The 18,329-nt window shown below is 64.1% G+C and carries 16 protein-coding genes and 1 pseudogene; all 17 read right to left on the bottom strand.

Going from position 1 to position 18,329, the window contains the following annotated elements:
* Nucleotides 1-20 precede the first annotated feature (20 nt).
* Nucleotides 21-236: pseudogene (locus tag KI242_RS00860) on the bottom strand (ShlB/FhaC/HecB family hemolysin secretion/activation protein); the annotation flags it as partial.
* A gap of 589 nt (nt 237-825) precedes the next feature.
* Nucleotides 826-1,350 (bottom strand): poly-beta-1,6-N-acetyl-D-glucosamine biosynthesis protein PgaD, encoded by a 525-nt coding sequence (gene pgaD / locus KI242_RS00855; RefSeq protein ID WP_011058546.1) that lies wholly within the window; start codon nt 1,348-1,350, stop codon nt 826-828.
* Nucleotides 1,350-2,699, bottom strand: coding sequence for a poly-beta-1,6-N-acetyl-D-glucosamine synthase (pgaC, locus tag KI242_RS00850; RefSeq protein ID WP_019093523.1), 1,350 nt, complete (start codon nt 2,697-2,699; stop codon nt 1,350-1,352). The genes pgaD and pgaC overlap by 1 nt, the downstream gene beginning before the upstream one ends.
* Nucleotides 2,700-2,702: 3 nt before the next feature.
* Nucleotides 2,703-4,700 carry a poly-beta-1,6-N-acetyl-D-glucosamine N-deacetylase PgaB gene (pgaB, locus tag KI242_RS00845; protein WP_053148390.1) on the bottom strand — a complete coding sequence of 666 codons (1,998 nt, stop codon included), beginning with the start codon at nt 4,698-4,700 and terminating at the stop codon, nt 2,703-2,705.
* Between the two features lie 14 nt (nt 4,701-4,714).
* Nucleotides 4,715-7,201: a poly-beta-1,6 N-acetyl-D-glucosamine export porin PgaA gene (pgaA, locus tag KI242_RS00840; RefSeq protein WP_212805834.1), complete on the bottom strand. Its 2,487-nt coding sequence runs from the start codon at nt 7,199-7,201 to the stop codon at nt 4,715-4,717.
* Nucleotides 7,202-7,476: 275 nt separating this feature from the next.
* Entirely contained in the window at nt 7,477-8,979 is a 1,503-nt protein-coding gene (locus KI242_RS00835; protein ID WP_123473138.1) for a YdgA family protein, read from the bottom strand.
* Between the two features lie 223 nt (nt 8,980-9,202).
* Nucleotides 9,203-9,838 (bottom strand): hypothetical protein, encoded by a 636-nt coding sequence (locus KI242_RS00830; RefSeq protein ID WP_015633693.1) that lies wholly within the window; start codon nt 9,836-9,838, stop codon nt 9,203-9,205.
* Between the two features lie 93 nt (nt 9,839-9,931).
* Nucleotides 9,932-11,380 carry an efflux transporter outer membrane subunit gene (locus tag KI242_RS00825; RefSeq protein ID WP_011058540.1) on the bottom strand — a complete coding sequence of 483 codons (1,449 nt, stop codon included), beginning with the start codon at nt 11,378-11,380 and terminating at the stop codon, nt 9,932-9,934.
* Complete coding sequence (locus tag KI242_RS00820) at nt 11,377-12,267, bottom strand: HlyD family secretion protein (RefSeq protein WP_011058539.1); 891 nt, start codon at nt 12,265-12,267, stop codon at nt 11,377-11,379. The genes KI242_RS00825 and KI242_RS00820 overlap by 4 nt, the downstream gene beginning before the upstream one ends.
* Entirely contained in the window at nt 12,264-12,473 is a 210-nt protein-coding gene (locus KI242_RS00815; protein ID WP_011058538.1) for a DUF1656 domain-containing protein, read from the bottom strand. Before KI242_RS00815 ends, KI242_RS00820 begins: the two co-directional genes overlap by 4 nt.
* A complete protein-coding gene (locus KI242_RS00810; protein WP_041751900.1) occupies nt 12,470-14,557 on the bottom strand; it encodes an FUSC family protein in 2,088 nt (695 codons plus the stop codon). Before KI242_RS00810 ends, KI242_RS00815 begins: the two co-directional genes overlap by 4 nt.
* The gene (locus KI242_RS00805) at nt 14,554-14,982 is read right to left on the bottom strand and encodes a MarR family transcriptional regulator (RefSeq protein ID WP_011058536.1); all 429 of its coding nucleotides are present in this window, start codon (nt 14,980-14,982) and stop codon (nt 14,554-14,556) included. Before KI242_RS00805 ends, KI242_RS00810 begins: the two co-directional genes overlap by 4 nt.
* Before the next feature lie 142 nt (nt 14,983-15,124).
* Complete coding sequence (locus KI242_RS00800) at nt 15,125-15,406, bottom strand: type II toxin-antitoxin system RelE/ParE family toxin (protein WP_103740982.1); 282 nt, start codon at nt 15,404-15,406, stop codon at nt 15,125-15,127.
* Nucleotides 15,396-15,641 (bottom strand): type II toxin-antitoxin system Phd/YefM family antitoxin, encoded by a 246-nt coding sequence (locus tag KI242_RS00795; protein ID WP_011058534.1) that lies wholly within the window; start codon nt 15,639-15,641, stop codon nt 15,396-15,398. The genes KI242_RS00800 and KI242_RS00795 overlap by 11 nt, the downstream gene beginning before the upstream one ends.
* Nucleotides 15,642-15,705: 64 nt before the next feature.
* Nucleotides 15,706-15,951 (bottom strand): DUF2789 domain-containing protein, encoded by a 246-nt coding sequence (locus tag KI242_RS00790; RefSeq protein WP_212805833.1) that lies wholly within the window; start codon nt 15,949-15,951, stop codon nt 15,706-15,708.
* 14 nt (nt 15,952-15,965) lie between these two features.
* Entirely contained in the window at nt 15,966-16,427 is a 462-nt protein-coding gene (locus tag KI242_RS00785) for a YbaK/EbsC family protein (RefSeq protein ID WP_011058532.1), read from the bottom strand.
* Between the two features lie 109 nt (nt 16,428-16,536).
* On the bottom strand, nt 16,537-18,147 hold the full coding sequence (locus KI242_RS00780; RefSeq protein ID WP_212805832.1) for a glycosyltransferase family 39 protein: 1,611 nt from the start codon (nt 18,145-18,147) through the stop codon (nt 16,537-16,539).
* Between the last annotated feature and the right edge of the window lie 182 nt (nt 18,148-18,329).

Raw genomic sequence — 18,329 nt, 5'->3', positions numbered from 1 at the left:
GCCTCAATGAATCAGTGCAATCAGAGATAGAAATCCAGGCGGAAATGGGTCGGGGTTTCCCGTTCACTCAAGGCTTCGAGACGTTCGAGGGAATGGGCAAAGCTCACGCCGGTGACAAGGTGGTTGCCCATCGGGCGAGTCCAGCGCAGGTGGTTGCGCCAGCAGTAGCCGCTGTCGCCGTTCAGGCTCGGGTCTTTGTAGCCGCGGATGAAGGACTGGGCGCCGAGGTTGAAGGTGGTACCAGGCATCGGCGCGACAGCGGCGCTATGCAGCGCGCTGAACAGCAGCAGGCAGGACAAGGCACAGCACAACCTCATCCCGAGCGTGGAGAGAGACATATCCGATCCTTCGAAAGCGTGACGACAAGAGCTACGAAGGGCGTGACGCTAATAAGCTATTACTGCATCGTCAAATGACTGCCGCAGAATCGCCAATAACAATCAAATCGAACTTTCAAGCAACTTTACGAGATAAAAAACATGCAATTCCATCATGGAGCCGCCCATTTTAAATCTTGAAATATTTAAAGGAAAAATCATCTTAAAGCCTTTTAAATCAAGGCTATAGAGTTTTAAAAAGTTTTAGCAAAAATTTGAGATTGCACACTTAGAAGAGCCAACGCCCGTACGCAAGAACCCTGGCTCTCACTCTCTCGCTACCATTAAAGAACAACTCACCCACAACCACATCCGTAGCGACAAACCCATGCAGAAACCCCAAATAAATCAATAACCCATTGATTTATTTACTGAAAATAGAATCAGACAATTCCCTCTGCAAATTCAGAAGAGCCGTACCCCCCCAGGGCTCATCCCCCCTGGGCAATCAATCTTCTCCTGTCTTCTTGCCTTCATCCCCTTCCGAACGCAGATGGATCACCCGCGGTGGCGGTTCCACCCTCAGCGGCGGGTGCTGCTGGTCTTCGGGAAGAATGCGATAGAACTGCGTGGTGACGTGGCTGATACCGCCTTCCTCGTCGTTGTGCACGATCATGGTGCCGGGCTGGCGCATCTGGGCGAAGGTCGCGTCGTTGAGCTTGAAGGTTTCGCTCAGGCGCTTGTCGTCCACCACGGGTGCCGGCAGCCGCGGCGGGTAGCTCTTGTTGCGACGCTGGCGGTAGCGGGCCCAGGAAATCAGCAGCACCGCATTGAGTACCGCCACCCAGGCATAGAACTGCAGGGTGGTCAGGGCATCGAGCATGCCCGCTTCGATCCGCGGCCCTTCATGGCTGTCCAGCAGCGGAATGAGCCCACGAACCAGCAAGTACAGCAGGCCTACCCAGGCCAGTACGGTGAGGACAACGTCGACGATCACCATGAACGGACGCTGGCGGGTTCGGATGATTTTCATCAGCGCACCTCCTCTTCGTCATCGATGGGTTTGATGCCGCGGTCCGGGCTGACCCAGCGCGCGCGTTTCTGGTGTTCGCCAAACAGCACCCGGGGAAAGCTCACCAGGGTGGTGAACAGGCTGATGAACCAGAACACCAGCGGGTACCAGACCACCCAGAACATGGTTTTCCACAGGTCTTTTTCATAACGGCGGTCGATCAGGATACTCACCGCGAACTGGGTCAGGCAGACCATCGCCAGCACCAGCCCGGTGAAGGCCGGCGGGACGATGGTGTGCACCGCGATGGCCTCGGGCATGACGATGAACTTGCCCAGGGCCCAGAAGATCACCGACAGCAGGAAGGTGAAGGCCCAGCCGGTGGACAGGCAGTAGTCGAACAGCAGGGTCCAGAGGTAGCGGTGGCGCCACTCCCAGATCCCGCGGATGTTCTTGAACAGCACCTCGGCGCCGCCCTGGGCCCAGCGCAGGCGTTGCTTCCACAGGCCGCGCAGGGTCTCCGGCATGAGGATCCAGCACAGCGCCCGCGGCTCGAAGAACACGTACCAGTGGTCCAGTTGCAGCTTCCAGCTGATGTCGATGTCTTCGGTGATCATGTCCGGGCTCCAGTAGCCCACCCGGTGCAGGGCGGTGCGACGGAAGGCGACGATCACCCCGGAGACGGTGAAGACTTTGCCGAACACCCGCTGGGTGCGCTTGATCAGGCCGATGATCGAGGAGAACTCGCCCACCTGGACCCGACCCACCAGGGTCGAACGGGTGCGGATCCGCGGGTTGCCGGTCACGGCGCCCAGGCGCGGGTTGTCCAGCATCGGCGCCACCAGGTAGGCCGCCGTGTTGGGCGCCAGCAGGGCATCGCCGTCGATGCACACCAGGTATTCGCTGTGTGCCGCCACCGCGCCCATGCGCAGGGCCACGGCCTTGCCCTGGTTCTGCGCCAGGTGCAACACCCGCAGGCGCGGGTCCTGGGCGGCAAGGCGGTCCAGCACCTCGGCGGTGTTGTCCTTGGAGCCATCGTTGATGGCGATCACTTCGATGTTCGGGTACTGCTGGGCCAGGGCCGCATGAATGGTGTCGGCGACGTTGTCGCCTTCGTTGTAGCAAGGAATGAGGATGCTGATCAGCGGCTCACCGGCCAGGGGCGGCGGCAGGGTGTCGTCGCTCCACGGCCAGTGGCGCTCCCAGTGCATCCAGTAATACAGGCCGCCGGCGATCCACAGCGCCGACATGAACAAGGGGTAGTAGAAGACGAAGTCCATGAGGAATTCGCCGGTCAGCACGAAGATCAGCCCCAGGGGCACGCCGAGAACGAGCGCCAGGACCACCAGCGCAAAGATACGATCCACCATGATTCAAGGGCTCCATTTGTTGGAGAGCGCGGGCCGCAGAGTCTTCAGGTCCGGTGAGTTCTCGAGGAAGTTGTCCGGGTAGTAGCCGAAATTGGTCGCGCCCTGGCGCTTGAGGCGGCCCATCCAGTCCGCCAGTTGCTGGGCGGAGAGGTCGCTGGCGGGCTTGCGGGCCCAGTCCCGGGCCTGCAGCTCGAACACCGTGCGCTGCAAGGCACCGGGGCGGGCGCGCACCTGGTCCACCAGGGCTTCGAGCCAGGGCCCGGAATGCCGCTGGCTCTGGCCTTCCATCAGCGGCATGGCCATGGGCGCGGTCCAGTCGTAGCTGACCAGGAAATCATCGAGGTTCTGGGCGAACCAGGTTTCACTCTGCGGGTTGATGATCGGCTCGGCGAACAGGTTGCGCGCGGTCTGCACCTGCGGCCCGCGAATCGCCCGGACCTTGGCGGCCAGCTCATGGGTGAAGTCGATCAGGTAGCGGCTCTTGAAGCGGGTCCAGCGCTGCAGGGTGGCCGGATCGTCGCGCAGGGCGGCCATGGAACCCGGCAGGCCCTGGGCCACATAGGCGCGCAAGGCCCCGGGGCTGGCATCTTCGAAATCCGAGAGCACGGCGTCGTCGTGGAACAGAATGCCGTCCACCGACGTCATGCGCGCCACGTCCTCGTAAAGGTCACCGATCTGCCGGCGCACATTGGGGTCGAAGGGCGACAGCCGCTGGTACTGCTTAGGATCGATGGTGCTCTGGCCGGTGGCCGGATCCCAGCGCGTGACCCGGGGCAGCCGGGCGTCCAGGGCGAAGCTGAGCACCGGCATCCAGGCATAGACCTTGACGTGGGCCCGGGTGCGCAACTGCCAGGCGACCCGGTCGAACAGGTCGGCGCGCATCGGCAGGTGCCGGTTGGGGAAATACAGCGACTGCACCAGGCCGTCGCCCTTGGGGTCGGCGAAGGCCTGGAGGAATACGGTGTTGGCCCCCAGGTCGGCCATGCGCTGCACCAGCTTGCCGAGGTTGACCTCCTGCTGCTTGGGATCCGGGTCGTAGACGTTGTCCAGGTCCACGTGCACCACGCGCATGGGTGCGGCGGTCTCGGCGCCGACAATGCTGTTGGAGAAGTGCATGCCGTCCGGGTCCGACACCACCAGGAAACGCGGGCTGCTCATCAGGTTGTCGAGTGTGTCCAGGCCGTCGTCCAGGGTCAGGGCCAGCTTGAAGCCCTGGCTGTCCACCACTTGCAGGGTGGAGCCGTCGGCCGTGCCGTAGGGCCAGACCCAGATCCGCGGGCGATAGCCGGCCACGGCCAGGATCTTGTTCGAGATGGCGGTCACGTCCTGGCGCATCCGCGCCTGGAAATCCGCCTCGCTTTCATAGCGCCCGGAGGCGGCGTCAAAACGGCGGGTCGCCGCCGCCGGCTGCAGGTTGCCCTGAGGGTTGGCAAGAATGCCCAGGTGGCTGTGGTCGGTATGGGCGGCGATTTCCACCAGCCCGGAACGGGAGATTTCCCGGACCTGCGCCCAGGTCAGGAACTGAGAGCGGGGCCGCAGCTCGCCGGCGAAGTTCACCGGCTGGTCGGCCGGGGTGTCGATCCAGGTGCCCACCGGCGCCAGCACCGCAGGCCAGTGATAGCTGCGCAGCACCGGCAACACCCGGGTGTAGAAGCTCGAATAGCCGTCATCGAAGGTCAGCAGGATGGCCTTGGCCGGCAGTTCGGGGCCGCCGTTGCGCGCCGCCAGGATCTGGTCCACGGTCACGGGCCGGTAGCCGTTTTCCCGCAACCAGGCCAGTTGCTCGATCATCCGCTCGGTGCGCACCGCCACCACCCGTTGGTCCGGGTCGCGATCCTCGATGTCGTGGTAGGCAATGCCCAGCACGTGGTTCTTCGGCCAGGGTGCCTCGGTGTTGGGCAACGGCCGTTGCGCCGGGGCGAGAAAGTCGGCGGCGGGCTGGGAACAGGCGCTGAGAACCAGGGCTCCCAGCAGGAGGATGCAACGGTTGATCAGGCGCATCGTCACACTCTTCTCTAGAAGCGATAGGTAAGGTCGACAGCCAGGCGCAGGTCGGTTTCCCGATCGCCGTCGTAAGGCCGGTTGATCACGCTCAGGACTCCGCCGATGTCGAACACGTCGTTCCAGCTGTAGCGCTGGCCGTAGCTGAGCAGCCCCACCGCTCCAGTGGAGTAGCCGCGTTCGCTGTAGGTACCGGCGCCGGCCTGGAACTGTTGGCTCCAGGAGGTCTGATAGCGGTGATAGAGCACGTGGTTGACGGTGACGGTGGGCAGGACGCTGAGGTCCGCCTCGGGGTTGTAGTAGGGGGTGTCTTCCAGGGTGTTGTGGCTGGCGCCCACTTCCAGGCCGAGGTCGACCTGCACTTTCGGCGAGCGGTAGACCCCTTCGCGGCCCGTGAGCAGGGCCTCGAACCGATTGTTGCCGTCGCTGAAGTGCGATGGGCTAAGGGACAGTTTCCACTCGCGGCTTTCATTGGCCCGCCAACGCAGGAAGGCGCTGCCGCCGTTGGCGCTGATATCACTGTTGAGGGCCCGCAGCGGGGTGTTGGCAGAGAGGTAGTCGAGGCTGCCGCCGTATTGCCAGTGATCGTCGATGTCCCGCGCCAGCGACACCCGGGCACCGGTCTTGTCGCCGTAGCCATAGGAATGGTTGGAGACTTCCGCTTCCAGGGTCATGTCGCGGGTGCGCCGCTCGACCCCCAGGACCTGCCAGCGGTGATGGCCGATCCCTTCCGAAAAGTCCCCCATGGCATAGCCGATGCCGCCGAACAGGCGCCAGTCCTCGGCGATCGGCGGCGTGTAAAGCCGGCTTTCGATGCCGAAATCACGGCTGCCGGATACCGCGCCGGCGCCATTGCTGCCACCGCCGTAACTTTTGCCGCCATAGGTCATGACCCGCAGTTCGGCCATGTCGTGCACTTCGCGCTCGCGGGCCAGGCGCTGCACCTGGCGGCTCTCCGGAAAGCGCTCCACCACGTCGTCGGTCAGCGCATCCAGTTGCCGCCATTCCTGCAGGTCCTGGGCCGTATGGCCCTGGGACACTTCCAGGCTGACATCGCGCGGGGCCACACTCTCGGTTTCCTTGAGCAGGCTTTCCGAAAGCCGGGGCCAGTCGCGCACCCGGTACAGATCGGCCTGGGCCAGGCGTACGCTGATGTTGCCCGGGGCCTGCCCCGCCAGGGTCTCCAGGCGCTGCTCGGTGCCCGGCAGGTCAGCCCCGGCCGTGCCGTCGGCACCGGCCTGGGCCGCCAGCAGTTGGGCATCGACCCAGTCGTCATTGGGGTCGCCCACGGTTTGCCCGGTGAGCTGAATTCGCTGCGGCACACTGCCGGCCAGGTCATTGGCGAGTTTCAGCGCCTCTTCCGGGCGTTCACTTTCCAGCAGCGCGTAATACAGCGCGGTGGTGTCTTCCAGGCGGTGGTCGGCATCACCGTCCGGTGCCGAAAACACACGCCGATACAGGTCCGCGGCGATTTCCGGCTGGCGCTGGTCGAGGTAGGAGGCCGCCACCCAGCGCAGGGCATACGGGGGAATGGCCACGCCGGCAGCGGTGAGCTGCTCGTATTCGCTGATCACCTCTGCGGTGCGCGCCCGGGACTTGAGGGCGCCCAGGCGGTCGATGCGCCAGCGGGTCAGGTCGTCCTGGGCTTGAGGGTCCTTGCCCCAGGCGGCGAACAGGGTGTCGTAGTCGGCCAGGGCACGGTCGGCCACCACAAAGCGCTCTTTCTCACTGCGGCTGGCCAGCTCCGAGAGGCGCACCCGTTCGGCGGCGAGGTCGGCCTGGATGCGCCGCTGGATCACCGGGTCGATCAGCCCGGGGTGCTGCCGGGCCAGGCGCAGGGCCGGTTCCGGCAGGCGCGCCCGCTGCAGGGCGTAGATGTATTCGCGGATGACTTCGGGCTTGTCGCCAGCGCGGATAAACGCCTGGTCGTATGCGGCCAGGGCGTCATAAGGCTGGTTGGCGCGGGTCAGCGCGTAGCCCAGGGCCAGGCGCCGGTTCGGGTCATCGGGCTTGGCCGCCACCAGGGCCTTGGCCCGGGCCACGGCTTCGGCCGGCTGGCCGGCATCGGCCTGGGTCAGGGCCAGCCCCAGCTGCAGGTCGGCGTTCTGCGGGTCGCGCTGCAGGGCCAGGCGATAGACCTGGGTGGCGTTGTCCCACTGCTTGAGGTTGCGATAGGCCCGAGCCGTGGCGGCCAGCGCCTGCGCCGGCAGCACCCGGTTGCGGCCCTGGGTCTCGTAGACCTTCACCACCTCGGCATCGAGGCCCGCCCAGCTGGCGATCTGCAGGTGGTCGCTGACCAGCCCGTTGTTCAACCGGTCCGCCGGCACTTGGCGCAAATGGTTCAGCGCCGGGGCGTAGCTGCCGGCCCGAGCCTGGATGATCAACTGGTCATAGGCCGCATCGGCGAACGCCAGGCCCGGCCATAACAGTTGGCTGCACAATGCCAGGCGAAACAGCGGACGAAGGCCGTAGCGGCGAGCGGGATGAACAGTGCGTTGCATTTCGTCAGCATCCTTACGTGGCTAGCCGGAGTTATGCGCCCCGCCCTAACACCCCAGCCCGGACGATCAGAAGATCGACAGAGCGTCTGGGAGAATTCTTCCACGAAGGTTAGTTCAGAATTTGCAGCGCCATATTTATTCAGAGTCAGATTCTGCGGGGCCTGCAGCCGCCCACACCGCCTTGCTCCAGACAGCACAACGCCCGACCTGTGGGCTGCACAGGCCGGGCGTCAGGGGTTGCACAAGAAGGGCCGCGCAAAGCGGCCCGTGCACCTTTACTGCTGGGCGCCTACGCCCCCCAGCTTGCTCATGACCAAACCGATGAACTGCTCAACGGTCATTTTCTGGCCATTGAAGTTCACTTCGTTATTGGCATAGTGCAGGGCCGACACCACGTCATTGCCTTCCAGCTTGGCCAGTTGGGTGGACAGGGCCATGGCACTGAGCATTTCTGCAGTGGCCGCGCTTTGCTCGGCGATCAGCTTGGCATCGGTCTGGCCTTCGGCCTGGGCCTGCAGGGCGGCGATGTCTGCCACCATCGGCTTGGACAGCGACAGCTTGGCATCCAGCTGGCTGACCAGTTGCTTGCCCAGCTCAGCCGGCGGCAGCTCCAGGCTCTGCGGCTTGGCCAGATCCAGGCTCAGGCTGAAACGGCTTTCACCACCGGCGGTCTTGAATGCCAGGCTTTCCAGGGCGATCTGCGGCTTGGCTTCCAGGACCTTGTTCACGGCAGCCCGTACCTTGACCTGCTCGGCGTCGGACATTTGCAGTTCCGGAGCCGGTTCACCCTCGGCAGTGGCCTCGGTGGCGGCCTTCTGATACGGCTGCAGCACGTTCTGGTAGACCTGGACCAGATCGAGCATGCCCTGGCTGTCGAGGCTCTTCATGCTCCAGAGCATCTCGGCCGAACCCACGGTCTTGCCGTCGAAGGCGATTTCGCCCACTCGGTAATCCGCACGGCCCGCCACTGTGCTGCCGGTTTCTTCGCTGAAGGTCTTCTGCTCGAAGTGCTTCAGGGTCAGCACCGACTGCTTGTCGCCGAAGGTGGCCTTCAGGCCGCTGAGCTCCAGGGTGTTCTGGCCCAGGAAGTAGTCGAAGCTGCTTTTCTGCAGGTTGCTGGCCAGGGTCAGGCCGTTGATTTCCAGTTTGAGCGGGGCCTTGTCCGGCGAACTGAGGAACAGGCTCAGGCTGTCCATATAGCCATCGACCTTGGCCTTGCGGCGATTGTCGCCGACGCTGAAAGTGGCATTCAGGCCGGAGAACTTGAGGTTGTTCAGCTCATCCAGGGCCAGTTCCATCGGAGCGAAATCCAGGGTGCCCTCCGCGGACAGGTCATAGCCGACATTGACCACGCCCTTGAACGGTGCAGCACCCTTGGTGGCGGCAAACCACTTGTCGGTCTGCCCGTTGTTCTCCAGCTCGTAATGACTGGACGCCATGACTGGCAGCCACTTGAGGCGGATCAAGCGCGAGAAAGGCAGCGGGCCGTGTTCGATATGGTCGGCGATCATCAGTTCCAGCCCACCGTTGAACACCTCGCCCTGGGTCTTGAGGCGGTAGCGGGCATTGCTGCTGAACACGCCACGCTCCAGGGACACCAGCTCCAGAGTGGCGGTGGCGTCATAGCCGATCAGCGCCGCTTGCAGCTCCTTGTTGCTTTCAATCACCTGCTGCTGCAGGACCCCTTCCAGCTTGGTGCCGGTGTACCAGGCACCGCCGGCACTGATGGCACCTACTGCGACGACGATTCCTAACAGTACGCCTGCTGATTTATTCATGTCTGACCCGATCAATATCCGTTGTTTGAAGGTGTGGTCGTCTTCCCTGAACCCATGACGGGTTGCGGCTCGACTCCGCGTAAAACCGGCGCAGATTACCACTGGCGGCTAGGGCGAGCCCAATCTTTGAATGTGAAAAACCGTGGAGCGCGGGGAGATGGCCCCGGCAGCGGCTGCCGCAAACCGGCAGCCGCCGCTGTTACAGGGCCAGGGGAAGGGGCTTTTAGGAGTATTCGATTTCCAAGGCATCGAGCTGATGATCGAAGCTCTTGAGCCGGGCGCTCCAGGTGTACACCAGGACCTCGAAATCCCGGTCGATCACCGCGCTGTTGCCCCGGGATTCGCCCCGTGGGTCGCAGAAATCCAGCTGGTAGCGCTCCCGCGCCATGGCGGTGGCGACATCCGACAGCTCCCGGGCATTGCTCAGCCAGTGGTGACCGTCCTCGGCTTGCTTGTCCAGCAGCATGCACTGCTTCTTCAGGGCCTCCAGGCTCTTTTCCAGCGGGGTGCCGGTGAGTTCGCCCATGACTTCGGCGAAGGTCCGCCCCGGTTGCCAGTAACTGCCCCAGAAGTAACGGTCGAATACAGTTTCGACCCGGCGCAAGGCCACCTTGGTGTCCCAGATGACCACCAGGGTCTTGCTCTGTTCGAGCTGTTTCTTCTTGATTTTCTGGCCCTGAAAGGAGGCCCAGGCCACCACACCGATGGCCATCACCGCGATCAACGCGCTGGCGCTGTCGAGGAACACCAGGGCCTTGTCGATCTGATGGGCCAGCATGATGCCGTAGAAGTAGGTGGCAGACAGCAGCACCAGGGCGCAGAGCGCGCACCAGAAGCCCGGAGCATAAGGGTTTTTCATTATTGGAATCCCCATGACCATCACATGCTTTGATCGGTTGGAAGGCACGTTGCACAAGGCACTTTTCCAACTGATCAAAGCATAGCAACCGCCTCAGGGTTTCGCGTGCTCCGGGCCTTGCGTTCGTCCGCTTTCCCAACCGCCGCCCAGGGCCAGGAACAGATCGATCTGGCTCATGGCTACCTGGGTGTTGGCCGCCGCCAGTTGCGCGCGCATATCGGTGTAGGTACGGGTGGCCTGCAGGTCGGCGAGGAAGGACGCGCGCCCGGCCTGGAAGAAGCGGTGGGTCTGGTCCGCCGCCAGTTGCGCCGACTGCTCGGCATCCGCCAGGGCATCGCGGCGCTGCAGTTGCGCGCTGTACTGGGCCAGGCCGGTCTGGGTTTCGCGGATGGCGTTGAGCACCACCCCATCGAAATGCGCCAGGGCGCCCTGGCTGGCGGCCTCGGCTTCATGAATGCGCTCGCGGGCGCCATTGGCCGGCACCGTCCAGCTGATCAGCGGGCCGAAGCCCCAGCGATTGGTGGAAGGCTTGCCGAGGTTGTCGAGGATGCCCACGGTGCCGACCGTCGCGCCGATGCTGATATCCGGATACAGGGCCCCGGTGGCCACGCCGATTCGCGCGGTGGCGGCGGCCAGCTGGCGCTCGGCCTGCCGTACGTCGGGGCGGCGCTTGAGCAGCGCCGCGCCATCGCCCACCGGCAAAAGCTGGGTGATATGCGGCAACTGGGCGCAACTGTCAGTGCCGGCGGGCAATTGATCCAGCGGCTTGGCCAGCAGCATCGACAGGCGGAACAGGCCCGATTGGCGCGCCGCCTCATAGCGCGGCAGTTCGGCACGCAGGGATTTGAATTGGGTCTGGGAACGGGTGACCTGGGTTTCGTCGCCGCGCCCCGCATCGCGCAGGCGCTGGGTCAGCTCGGTGCTCTGGGCTTGCAGGCTCAGGGAGTGCTCGGCGATTTCCCGTTCTTCGTTGGCCGCGCAAACCTGGGTGTAGGCCCGCACCACGTCCGCCACCAGGGTGATGCGCGCGGTATCCGCCGCAGCCTGGGTCGCGTCGGCATTGGCCTGGGCCGCCTCGATGCCGCGCTGCAAGGTGCCGAACAGGTCGAACTGGTAGGAGGTGCTGATGGACAGGTTGCCGACGTTGGCCACTGGCACCTTTTCCGGCAGCAGGAAGGCTTCGCCGGATTCCTGCAGGCGCTCGACCCCGGCCTTGACCCCACCGCTCCAGCCACCGGCGGCCTGGGCTTCATCCACCTGGGCACGGGCCCGAGCCAGGTTGGCCGCCGCCACCCGCAGGTCGGTGTTGGAAGCCAGGGCCTGCTGCACCAGCTGGTCCAGGCGCGGGTCCTGGTACAGCCGCCACCAGTCGGCAGGCACCGGCGCCGACACCACGTTGGCGCCCTTGGCGCTCAACTGGCCCTGCAAATCCTTGCGCTGCACCGCAGCATCCCCGGGCACCTGGTAATCCGGCCCGACCATCTGGCAGGCCGAGAGCAGCAGGCCGAGCCCGGCCAGGGCCAAACGCGCGCCGTTGTTCATTGGCCGGGCTCCTGCTTGGCCTGGTCGTCGAGGATCGACACCGTGGCGGTGCGCCCGGCGATCATGCGAAAGTCCGCCGGCACATCGTCGAAGGCGATGCGCACCGGAATCCGTTGCGCCAGGCGCACCCAGCTGAAGGCCGGGTTGACGTTGGGCAACAGGTTGGAGCCGCTGCTGCGATCACGGTCCTCGATCCCGGCGACGATGCTTTCCACATGCCCGCGCAGCCGCGCACGGTCGCCGATCACACGGATATCCACGGCCTGGCCGACATGGATGCCATCGAGCTTGGTCTCTTCGAAATAGCCATCGATGTGGAAGGAGTTGCTGTCCACCACCGACAGCACCGGGCGCCCGGCGGTGACGAATTCCTGGGTGCGCGGTGCACGGTCGTTGACGTAGCCGTCCACCGGGCTGCGTACCACCGAGCGGTCGAGGTTGAGCTGGGCGCTGTCCACCGCCACCTGGGCCTCGGCCAGGGCCGATTGGGCACGGGCCTCGCGGGACTGGCTTTCTTCCAGTTGCTCGCGCGGCACCAGGTTGCCCAGGCCACGGTTGCGCTTGGCCTCGCGCTGGGCCTGGGCCAGGGTTTCCTGGCGGTCGGCCAGGGCCGCCTTGGCCTGGCGCAGGGCCAGCTTGAAGCGGTCCTGGTCGATGCTGAACAGCACCTGGCCGCGCTGCACCAGTTGGTTGTCACGCACCTGCACTTGCTGGATCAGCCCGGACACGTCCGGAGCGATCTGCACGATATCGGCGCGGATATGCCCGTCCCGGGTCCAGGGCGCGAACATGTAGTACATCACCATGCGCCAGACCACCACGACCGCGAAGGTCACCACCAGTAACGTCAGGACCACACGGCCAATGGTCAATAAAGGTTTTTTCATGTCATCAGGTATCGACTGAGAGAGTCCACCGCGCCCAGTAGCAGAGCGTAGAGACCCACGTTGAACAGCGCCCGGTGCCAGACCAGACGATAAAAGTGCAAGCGCGTCAGCACCCCGTGCACCAGCAGGTACAAGCCATAAGTGATGCCCATCAGCACCAGCAGCGTGGGCAGGAACACCCCGCTGATATCCAGATCACCGATCATAGGGGCGCTCCATCGATGCCATGGGGAAGGGGTTCTTCAAGCTCGCCGGTGGCGACGAATTCCACCCCTGGCAACAGCGCCAGGCGCAGGCCGCTGAGGGCGTGCAGCAGGTGCAGGCGGGTTTCGTGGTCGCCTTGCAGGCCCTGGCTGCCGAGGGCGCGGCGGGTACGGTCGAGGGTCATCAACAGCCCGCTGGGGGCCGGCAGGCGTTCGCCGGCCTTGAGGCAGGCCTTGAAGTACTCGCCCACCTCGGCCACCACCTGGCGCAGCAGGCTCTGGGCCACGCCCTGCACCCGCGGTGCGTAGGCCAGCAGGTCCAGCATATTGAGCGCCACGCGCAACTCCCGCAGGGCTATGCCGGTGTCCTGCCCGGTCATGGCCAGGCGCGGCAGGTGCTGCATCAGGCGGTCGAGCATCTGTGCACCCATGTGCCGGTGTTCGGCCAGGGTCGCCGGTTCGCTGAGGCTGACGATGTCGCGCCAGCTGAAGCGGGTCAGGCGCTTGGCCGCCAGTTCGGAGCCGAACGGCCGGGCGATCAGGGTCCAGACAAAGGCGAACAGCAGGCCCATGGGGCCGGCCAGGTTGGAGTTGGCAAAACTCAGGAAGTCCGCGTCGTAGGCGCCCTGGATGCTGATGAAGGACGAGGTGTTGACGATGGTCAGCAGCATGCCGAGGTAGAACCGCGGCTGCACCGTCAGGGTGCCGACGCAAATGAACGGCACGGCAAAGGCCAGCACCAGCATCGGGAAGTCGTGCAGGTTGGGCAGGATCAGGAACAGGTAGAGGCTGGCGAACAGCACCGACATCGCGGTCCAGAAAAAGAACCGGTAGATCTGCGGCGCCGGGTCGTCCATGGAAGCAAAGAAACTGCAGGCCACCGCCGCCAGGATCACGGCGCTGCCGCCGTCGGTCCAGCCCAGGAGAATCCACAGCACCGAGGCGACGATGATCGCCAGGACCGTCGAGCCCGCCGAGTACAGCATCAGCCCACGATCGAGAAACGGCGTCAACCGGCCCAGCCGCCAATGCCGGTAGACCGCGCGCCAGGGCGCCTGGCTTTCACTCTGGATGGCGTGCTGCAGGCTGCGGCAGTCCTGCCACAGGTCGATCCACTCGCCGAGGCGATACAGAGCGTTGGACATCAGCAACTGGCGCCGGTCATCCAGGGCTTCGGGGCTTGGCTGCAAGGCTTCGAGTTCATCGCGCAGGGCCTGCCAGCGTTCCACCGAAGCATCCCGGGCGGTGCCTTGCAGCCATTCATCGGCCTTGGCCAGCAAGGGGGCGAACTGCGCCACCAGCTCCGGGGTACGCCGTTCCAGGGCATACAGGGCATCGTCCAGGGCATCCACCACCGGCAGCAGATTGATCATCCGCCCGCGCAGCTCCTTGGTGTTGCGCACGGTCTGCGGCCGGGCGCCCTCGTGGGGCAACTGGCCGATCATCAGTTCCAGGGTGTTGAAGGTGCCCACCATGGACGCGCGCAGGGCACTGACTTCCTCGGGCTGGACGTTGCGGGCCAGGAAGCGCTGGCTGTAGAGCGCAGCATCGGCGAACCACTTGGCGGCGGAATCGACGAACACCGGGGCCAGCCGCCGGGGCCAGAACATGCTGCCGATCACCGCGGCGCAAACGATGCCGAGGAAGATTTCCTCGGTCCGCGCCTCGGCGACGTCCCAGACCCCCAGGGGGTTGTCCACCACCGGCAGGGCGATCAGCGGCAAGGTGTAGCCGGCCAGCATCAGGGCGTAGTTGTTGGCAGTGCGCAGGTGCATGGACAGGAACAGCAGGATCCCGGTCCACAGGGCGATGATCACCACCAGCAGGTAGGGGCTCTGCACGAACATCGGCACGAACAGCACCGCGGCCGCCGCCCCGAGAAAGGTGCCGATCGCCCGGTACAGGGCCTTGGAACTGGTGGGGCCGACGTAGGGGCTGGAGACGATGTACACCGTGGCCATCGCCCAATACGGACGGGGCATCTGCATCAGCATGGCGATGTACAGGGCGATCATCGACGCGGCGAAGGTACGTACGCCATAGAACCAGTCCCGCGCGGGAGGCATGCCGGTAAAGAAGCCTTTCAAGATGGCAGCACCGGTACATGACTGGCGGACTCGAACGCGCGGATCACCCGCAACGCCGCTTCCAGGTCGGCGCTGCCAATGCCTTCCAGCACTTCATGACGCAGGCGCACCAACTCGCTTTCCACCGCCTGCACCAGCTCGCGACCGGTGTCGGTCAGGCTCAGGCATTTGGCCCGGCGGTCGTGGGGGTCTTCACTGCGGCACACGTAGCCGGCGCTGCACAGTTGATCCAGCAGGCGCACCAGGGACGGGCTTTCCATCCCCGCGGCCTGGGCCACCGTGACCTGGCGCACGCCCTCGCCCAGGCGCCCGATCATCAACAGCGGCACCGCGCAGGCTTCGGAAATGCCGAAGTTGACCAGCGTGGTCTGGCAGATCCGCCGCCAATGCCGGGACGCGACCACCATGCCACTGCTGATATTCATGTGGAGTGATTCAAGGGAGTTGGACACAAGATTGTTCGCACACTGTTAGTTTGCTAACTATCAATATGTCATTGACGGATAAATCCAGTCAAGTTTTGTAACAATTGCCTGAGAGTGAAGATGCACAGCTTGCCAGCGAACCTCAGCGTTTCCTGGCCTGCTCGTAAACGGTTCCACGCTCGCGCTTGCCGACCGCAACCACGCAAACCACGACGCGCTCTTCGATCACTTGATAAACCAATCGGTAGCCCGAAGCCTTGAGTTTAATTTTGTAGCAATCGGGAAGCCCATGCAGGGCATCAGCAGGGATTCGCGGCACCTCAAGCCGTTCGGCGAGCTTTTTCTTGAATTGCTCTCGAAGCGTATGCCCCAACTTGCTCCATTCCTTGTGTGCCGAAGGCAGGAACTCAAGGCTATAAGTCATCCAGACTGACCGGAACGGGCGTCTCATGGCTGCGCTCGCGGATGATTTCGGCCAACTCCAGATCATCCAGGCGTTCCATCAACGCTTCGAAAACCTCGGCCGGAACCATGTAGCCCATGACACGATTGTGATTCAACACCGCCACTGGCCCGCCCTGGGCACCACTCAAGACGGCAGAAGGGTTTTTCTTCAACTCAGATACGCTGACGGCTTTGTCAGCCAGAATACTCTGCATAATCATGACCTCAATTCAGGTCGTGATTCTGGTCTAAATCCTCCATATCAACAACTACAGCTCATCAGCCCCCGCGCCCCTTCCTCAACAACACATCCAACTGATCCACCACCTCGGCCCAATCCGCATCATCGAGCACTTCCGTGCGCAGAAAGTCGGCCTGGCTCTCGCTCCAGAAAAATGCGTCCGCCAGGTGCAGCTCCGGTTTGAGCGGCGAATGGGTGGCGATCAAACGCTCGATGCTCACCGGGTCGTCGGCCAGCCCCAACTGCTTGAACAACGCCGGCAGGCTGTGGGTCGGTGCTTCCATGGTCGGGCTCCTGATCAGTGCGAGACTTCGCAAACCTCGGCGTGGGGCACCAGCTTCAGGTACTGAGCCATGCTCATGTGCACCAGGTTGTGGTGGTTGCCGGCTTCCAGGTAGATGTCTTTCTGCCGGGTCAGCAGCGGGTCGATCACCACGTCCAGCCCATAGGACTCGCCCAGGGCCGGCACCGCGCCGCGCTCGCAGTCGTTGAACAGGTGGGCCAGGGTGCTTTCCCGGGTGACCTGCCATTCGCCGCTGCCGCGCACCTTGCCGAGGTCCAGGTGCCGACTGGCCGGCAACACCGCCATCAGGTAATGGCCGTGGTGATCGTCGAGGATCACCGACTTGGCCACTCGCTCCGCCGGTACCCCCGCCACCCGCGCCGTTTCCAGGCTGCTGGCGGAATGGGGATGGCTCACCAGATCAAACTCGCAAGCGGCTTGTTCCAGGCTGCGCTGCACGGTTCTTGCCATACGCATGATGCACCTCGGTGCCCCGCAAGCGGGGACAGGACTGTGACTCCTGATGCAAGTCTAGGTCGCGCTGCAAGACACAAGGCCTCGAACTTCCGAACGGCACCCTGCGCGTTCATTGCCCGGCACAGGAAGCGCCGGCTGCCGAGCCACAGAGGACAAACAAGCGGGCCCGAGTACCACCCGCGGCGAACTGACCGACTTTGTGCCACCCCTGGGGCAATGGCGCGAATTCCTCGGACTGATCGTCCGACCCCACCAGCCAATAGCGCCCGCTGCCCACTGACAAGGCGCTCAACTGATCCAGGTAGACCTGATCCGGGTGGTCGATCAGGGTGCCGAAGCCGTAGGCGTTCGGCCTGCTGGAGGTGCCTCCCGGCAGCGGCGGCGTATAGAGCATCGGCTGGGCGTCGGTGCGGTTGTAGTAGACGTAGCTCAAGTACCAGAGCATGTCGCTGATAACGATGCGGTCGCCCGCGACGTAGTGCCGGTTGACGTAGTCGACCATCACGCTGATCTGGTCGTTGGCGTCGACATCGATGTTGTTTTTCAGCCCCACCGCTTCCAGCCCCACGAACCCCAGCAGCAACGCCAGCGCCACCAGCCGGGCACTCTTAAGCCAGCGATCGATGAGCACCGCCATGATCATCGGCAAGCCCAAGGCATACGCGGTCAGGTAGCGTTCGATAAACACTGGCGAAGCGAACGACACCGCAAACACCAACAACAACGGCAGCAGGGTGAAACTCGCCAGCAGCCCGCCGAACCTGGCAGGTGCACCATCACGCCAGGCCAGGACGCTACAGACCGCCAGCAACAGCAGCGGCATGCCCACGAACAGCGCACCTGGCAGGTTGTCGCCTTCGTCCTGGATCAGCAATTGCCAGACCATCGCCGGCAGCGAAGACCAGGTGACCACCGGCTCCCAGCCGACATCGCCATTGGCCTTCAGCTCGTCCATGTGCCGCAGCAGGTCCAGCAACTCCGGAACCCAGGGCAGGAACAGCAGCACGATCGCCGCATTCGCCAGCCACCAGGCCGGGCGGGTGACCAGGCGCCCGCCACCCTCGGCGCGCACGCCCGAAACGACCAGGTACAGCCAGTGCGCCAGCACGCAGAACACCGTGAAGTAATGGGTGTAGAAAGCCAGGGTCATCAGCAGCGCGTAGCTCACCAGATGGCCCCGACGCGAGGGCTGGCGCAGCCAGTACACCAGGGCCAGGGTCGCCCCCAGCAGCAACAGGCCGAGCAGCGCATACATGCGCACTTCCTGGCTGTAGCGCACGGCCGTGGGCAGCAGGGCCAGCAGCACACCGGCGAGAATCGCCGCGCGACGGGTCGCCAGCAGCGCCACCAGCCACATGCCGAGCCCTACGGTGACTATCCCTGGCAGCGCGCTGAAGGTGCGAATGGAGAAAATCCCGTCGCCGAACAGTTCAATCCAACCACGCAAGAGCATGAAATACAGCGGCGGATGGACGTCGCGGGCCGCATGAAACCAGATTTCGCTCAGCGAATACTGGCTGAGCACAAGGCTGGAACCTTCGTCGCCCCAGATGGCCGCGGCGGTCAGGTCATAAAAGCGAACGGCCGCAGCCAACAGCAACACCGGCAGCAACCAATACTCCAGCGCCAAGCGCATCAGCCGCTGCACACCTTGCTCCCGAGGCACGACGGCCTGCTCTTGCAAACGCCCGATCAACTCCGGCGCTCTGCGAAAATCCATTCCTTGCTCCCCATAAACTCGCCTGATCTGGTCGCTCAAACCCCGATAGCATCGTCCTTTGCCTGGAAAACCGCAAAGCACAGACGCAAGGGTAAAAAGCCGCTCCTCGAATGCCATGTGCGACTCTTGCCGATAGCCCTCGGGGACGGCGGTACGGGGTCAGGCCCGGCCATCACCGGCAA

Origin of the sequence: Pseudomonas sp. Eqa60 (genome assembly GCF_018326405.1) — a bacterium.
In the GTDB taxonomy this organism is placed as follows: domain Bacteria; phylum Pseudomonadota; class Gammaproteobacteria; order Pseudomonadales; family Pseudomonadaceae; genus Aquipseudomonas; species Aquipseudomonas protegens.
Note: the sequence above shows the minus strand (reverse complement) of the source record. Positions and strands in the feature narration are given on the sequence as shown.

What these genes read in the sequence shown, in the direction of transcription:
- pgaD (WP_011058546.1), bottom strand. Translation starts at nt 1,350, where the DNA reads ATGAAAATCATCCGAACCCGCCAGCGTCCGTTCATGGTGATCGTCGAC.
- pgaA (WP_212805834.1), bottom strand. Translation starts at nt 7,201, where the DNA reads ATGCAACGCACTGTTCATCCCGCTCGCCGCTACGGCCTTCGTCCGCTG.
- KI242_RS00780 (WP_212805832.1), bottom strand. Translation starts at nt 18,147, where the DNA reads ATGGATTTTCGCAGAGCGCCGGAGTTGATCGGGCGTTTGCAAGAGCAG.
- KI242_RS00790 (WP_212805833.1), bottom strand. Translation starts at nt 15,951, where the DNA reads ATGGAAGCACCGACCCACAGCCTGCCGGCGTTGTTCAAGCAGTTGGGG.
- KI242_RS00815 (WP_011058538.1), bottom strand. Translation starts at nt 12,473, where the DNA reads ATGATCGGTGATCTGGATATCAGCGGGGTGTTCCTGCCCACGCTGCTG.
- KI242_RS00830 (WP_015633693.1), bottom strand. Translation starts at nt 9,838, where the DNA reads ATGAAAAACCCTTATGCTCCGGGCTTCTGGTGCGCGCTCTGCGCCCTG.
- pgaB (WP_053148390.1), bottom strand. Translation starts at nt 4,700, where the DNA reads ATGCGCCTGATCAACCGTTGCATCCTCCTGCTGGGAGCCCTGGTTCTC.
- KI242_RS00785 (WP_011058532.1), bottom strand. Translation starts at nt 16,427, where the DNA reads ATGCGTATGGCAAGAACCGTGCAGCGCAGCCTGGAACAAGCCGCTTGC.
- KI242_RS00835 (WP_123473138.1), bottom strand. Translation starts at nt 8,979, where the DNA reads ATGAATAAATCAGCAGGCGTACTGTTAGGAATCGTCGTCGCAGTAGGT.
- KI242_RS00825 (WP_011058540.1), bottom strand. Translation starts at nt 11,380, where the DNA reads ATGAACAACGGCGCGCGTTTGGCCCTGGCCGGGCTCGGCCTGCTGCTC.
- KI242_RS00805 (WP_011058536.1), bottom strand. Translation starts at nt 14,982, where the DNA reads ATGAATATCAGCAGTGGCATGGTGGTCGCGTCCCGGCATTGGCGGCGG.
- KI242_RS00800 (WP_103740982.1), bottom strand. Translation starts at nt 15,406, where the DNA reads ATGACTTATAGCCTTGAGTTCCTGCCTTCGGCACACAAGGAATGGAGC.
- KI242_RS00795 (WP_011058534.1), bottom strand. Translation starts at nt 15,641, where the DNA reads ATGCAGAGTATTCTGGCTGACAAAGCCGTCAGCGTATCTGAGTTGAAG.
- KI242_RS00820 (WP_011058539.1), bottom strand. Translation starts at nt 12,267, where the DNA reads ATGAAAAAACCTTTATTGACCATTGGCCGTGTGGTCCTGACGTTACTG.
- pgaC (WP_019093523.1), bottom strand. Translation starts at nt 2,699, where the DNA reads ATGGTGGATCGTATCTTTGCGCTGGTGGTCCTGGCGCTCGTTCTCGGC.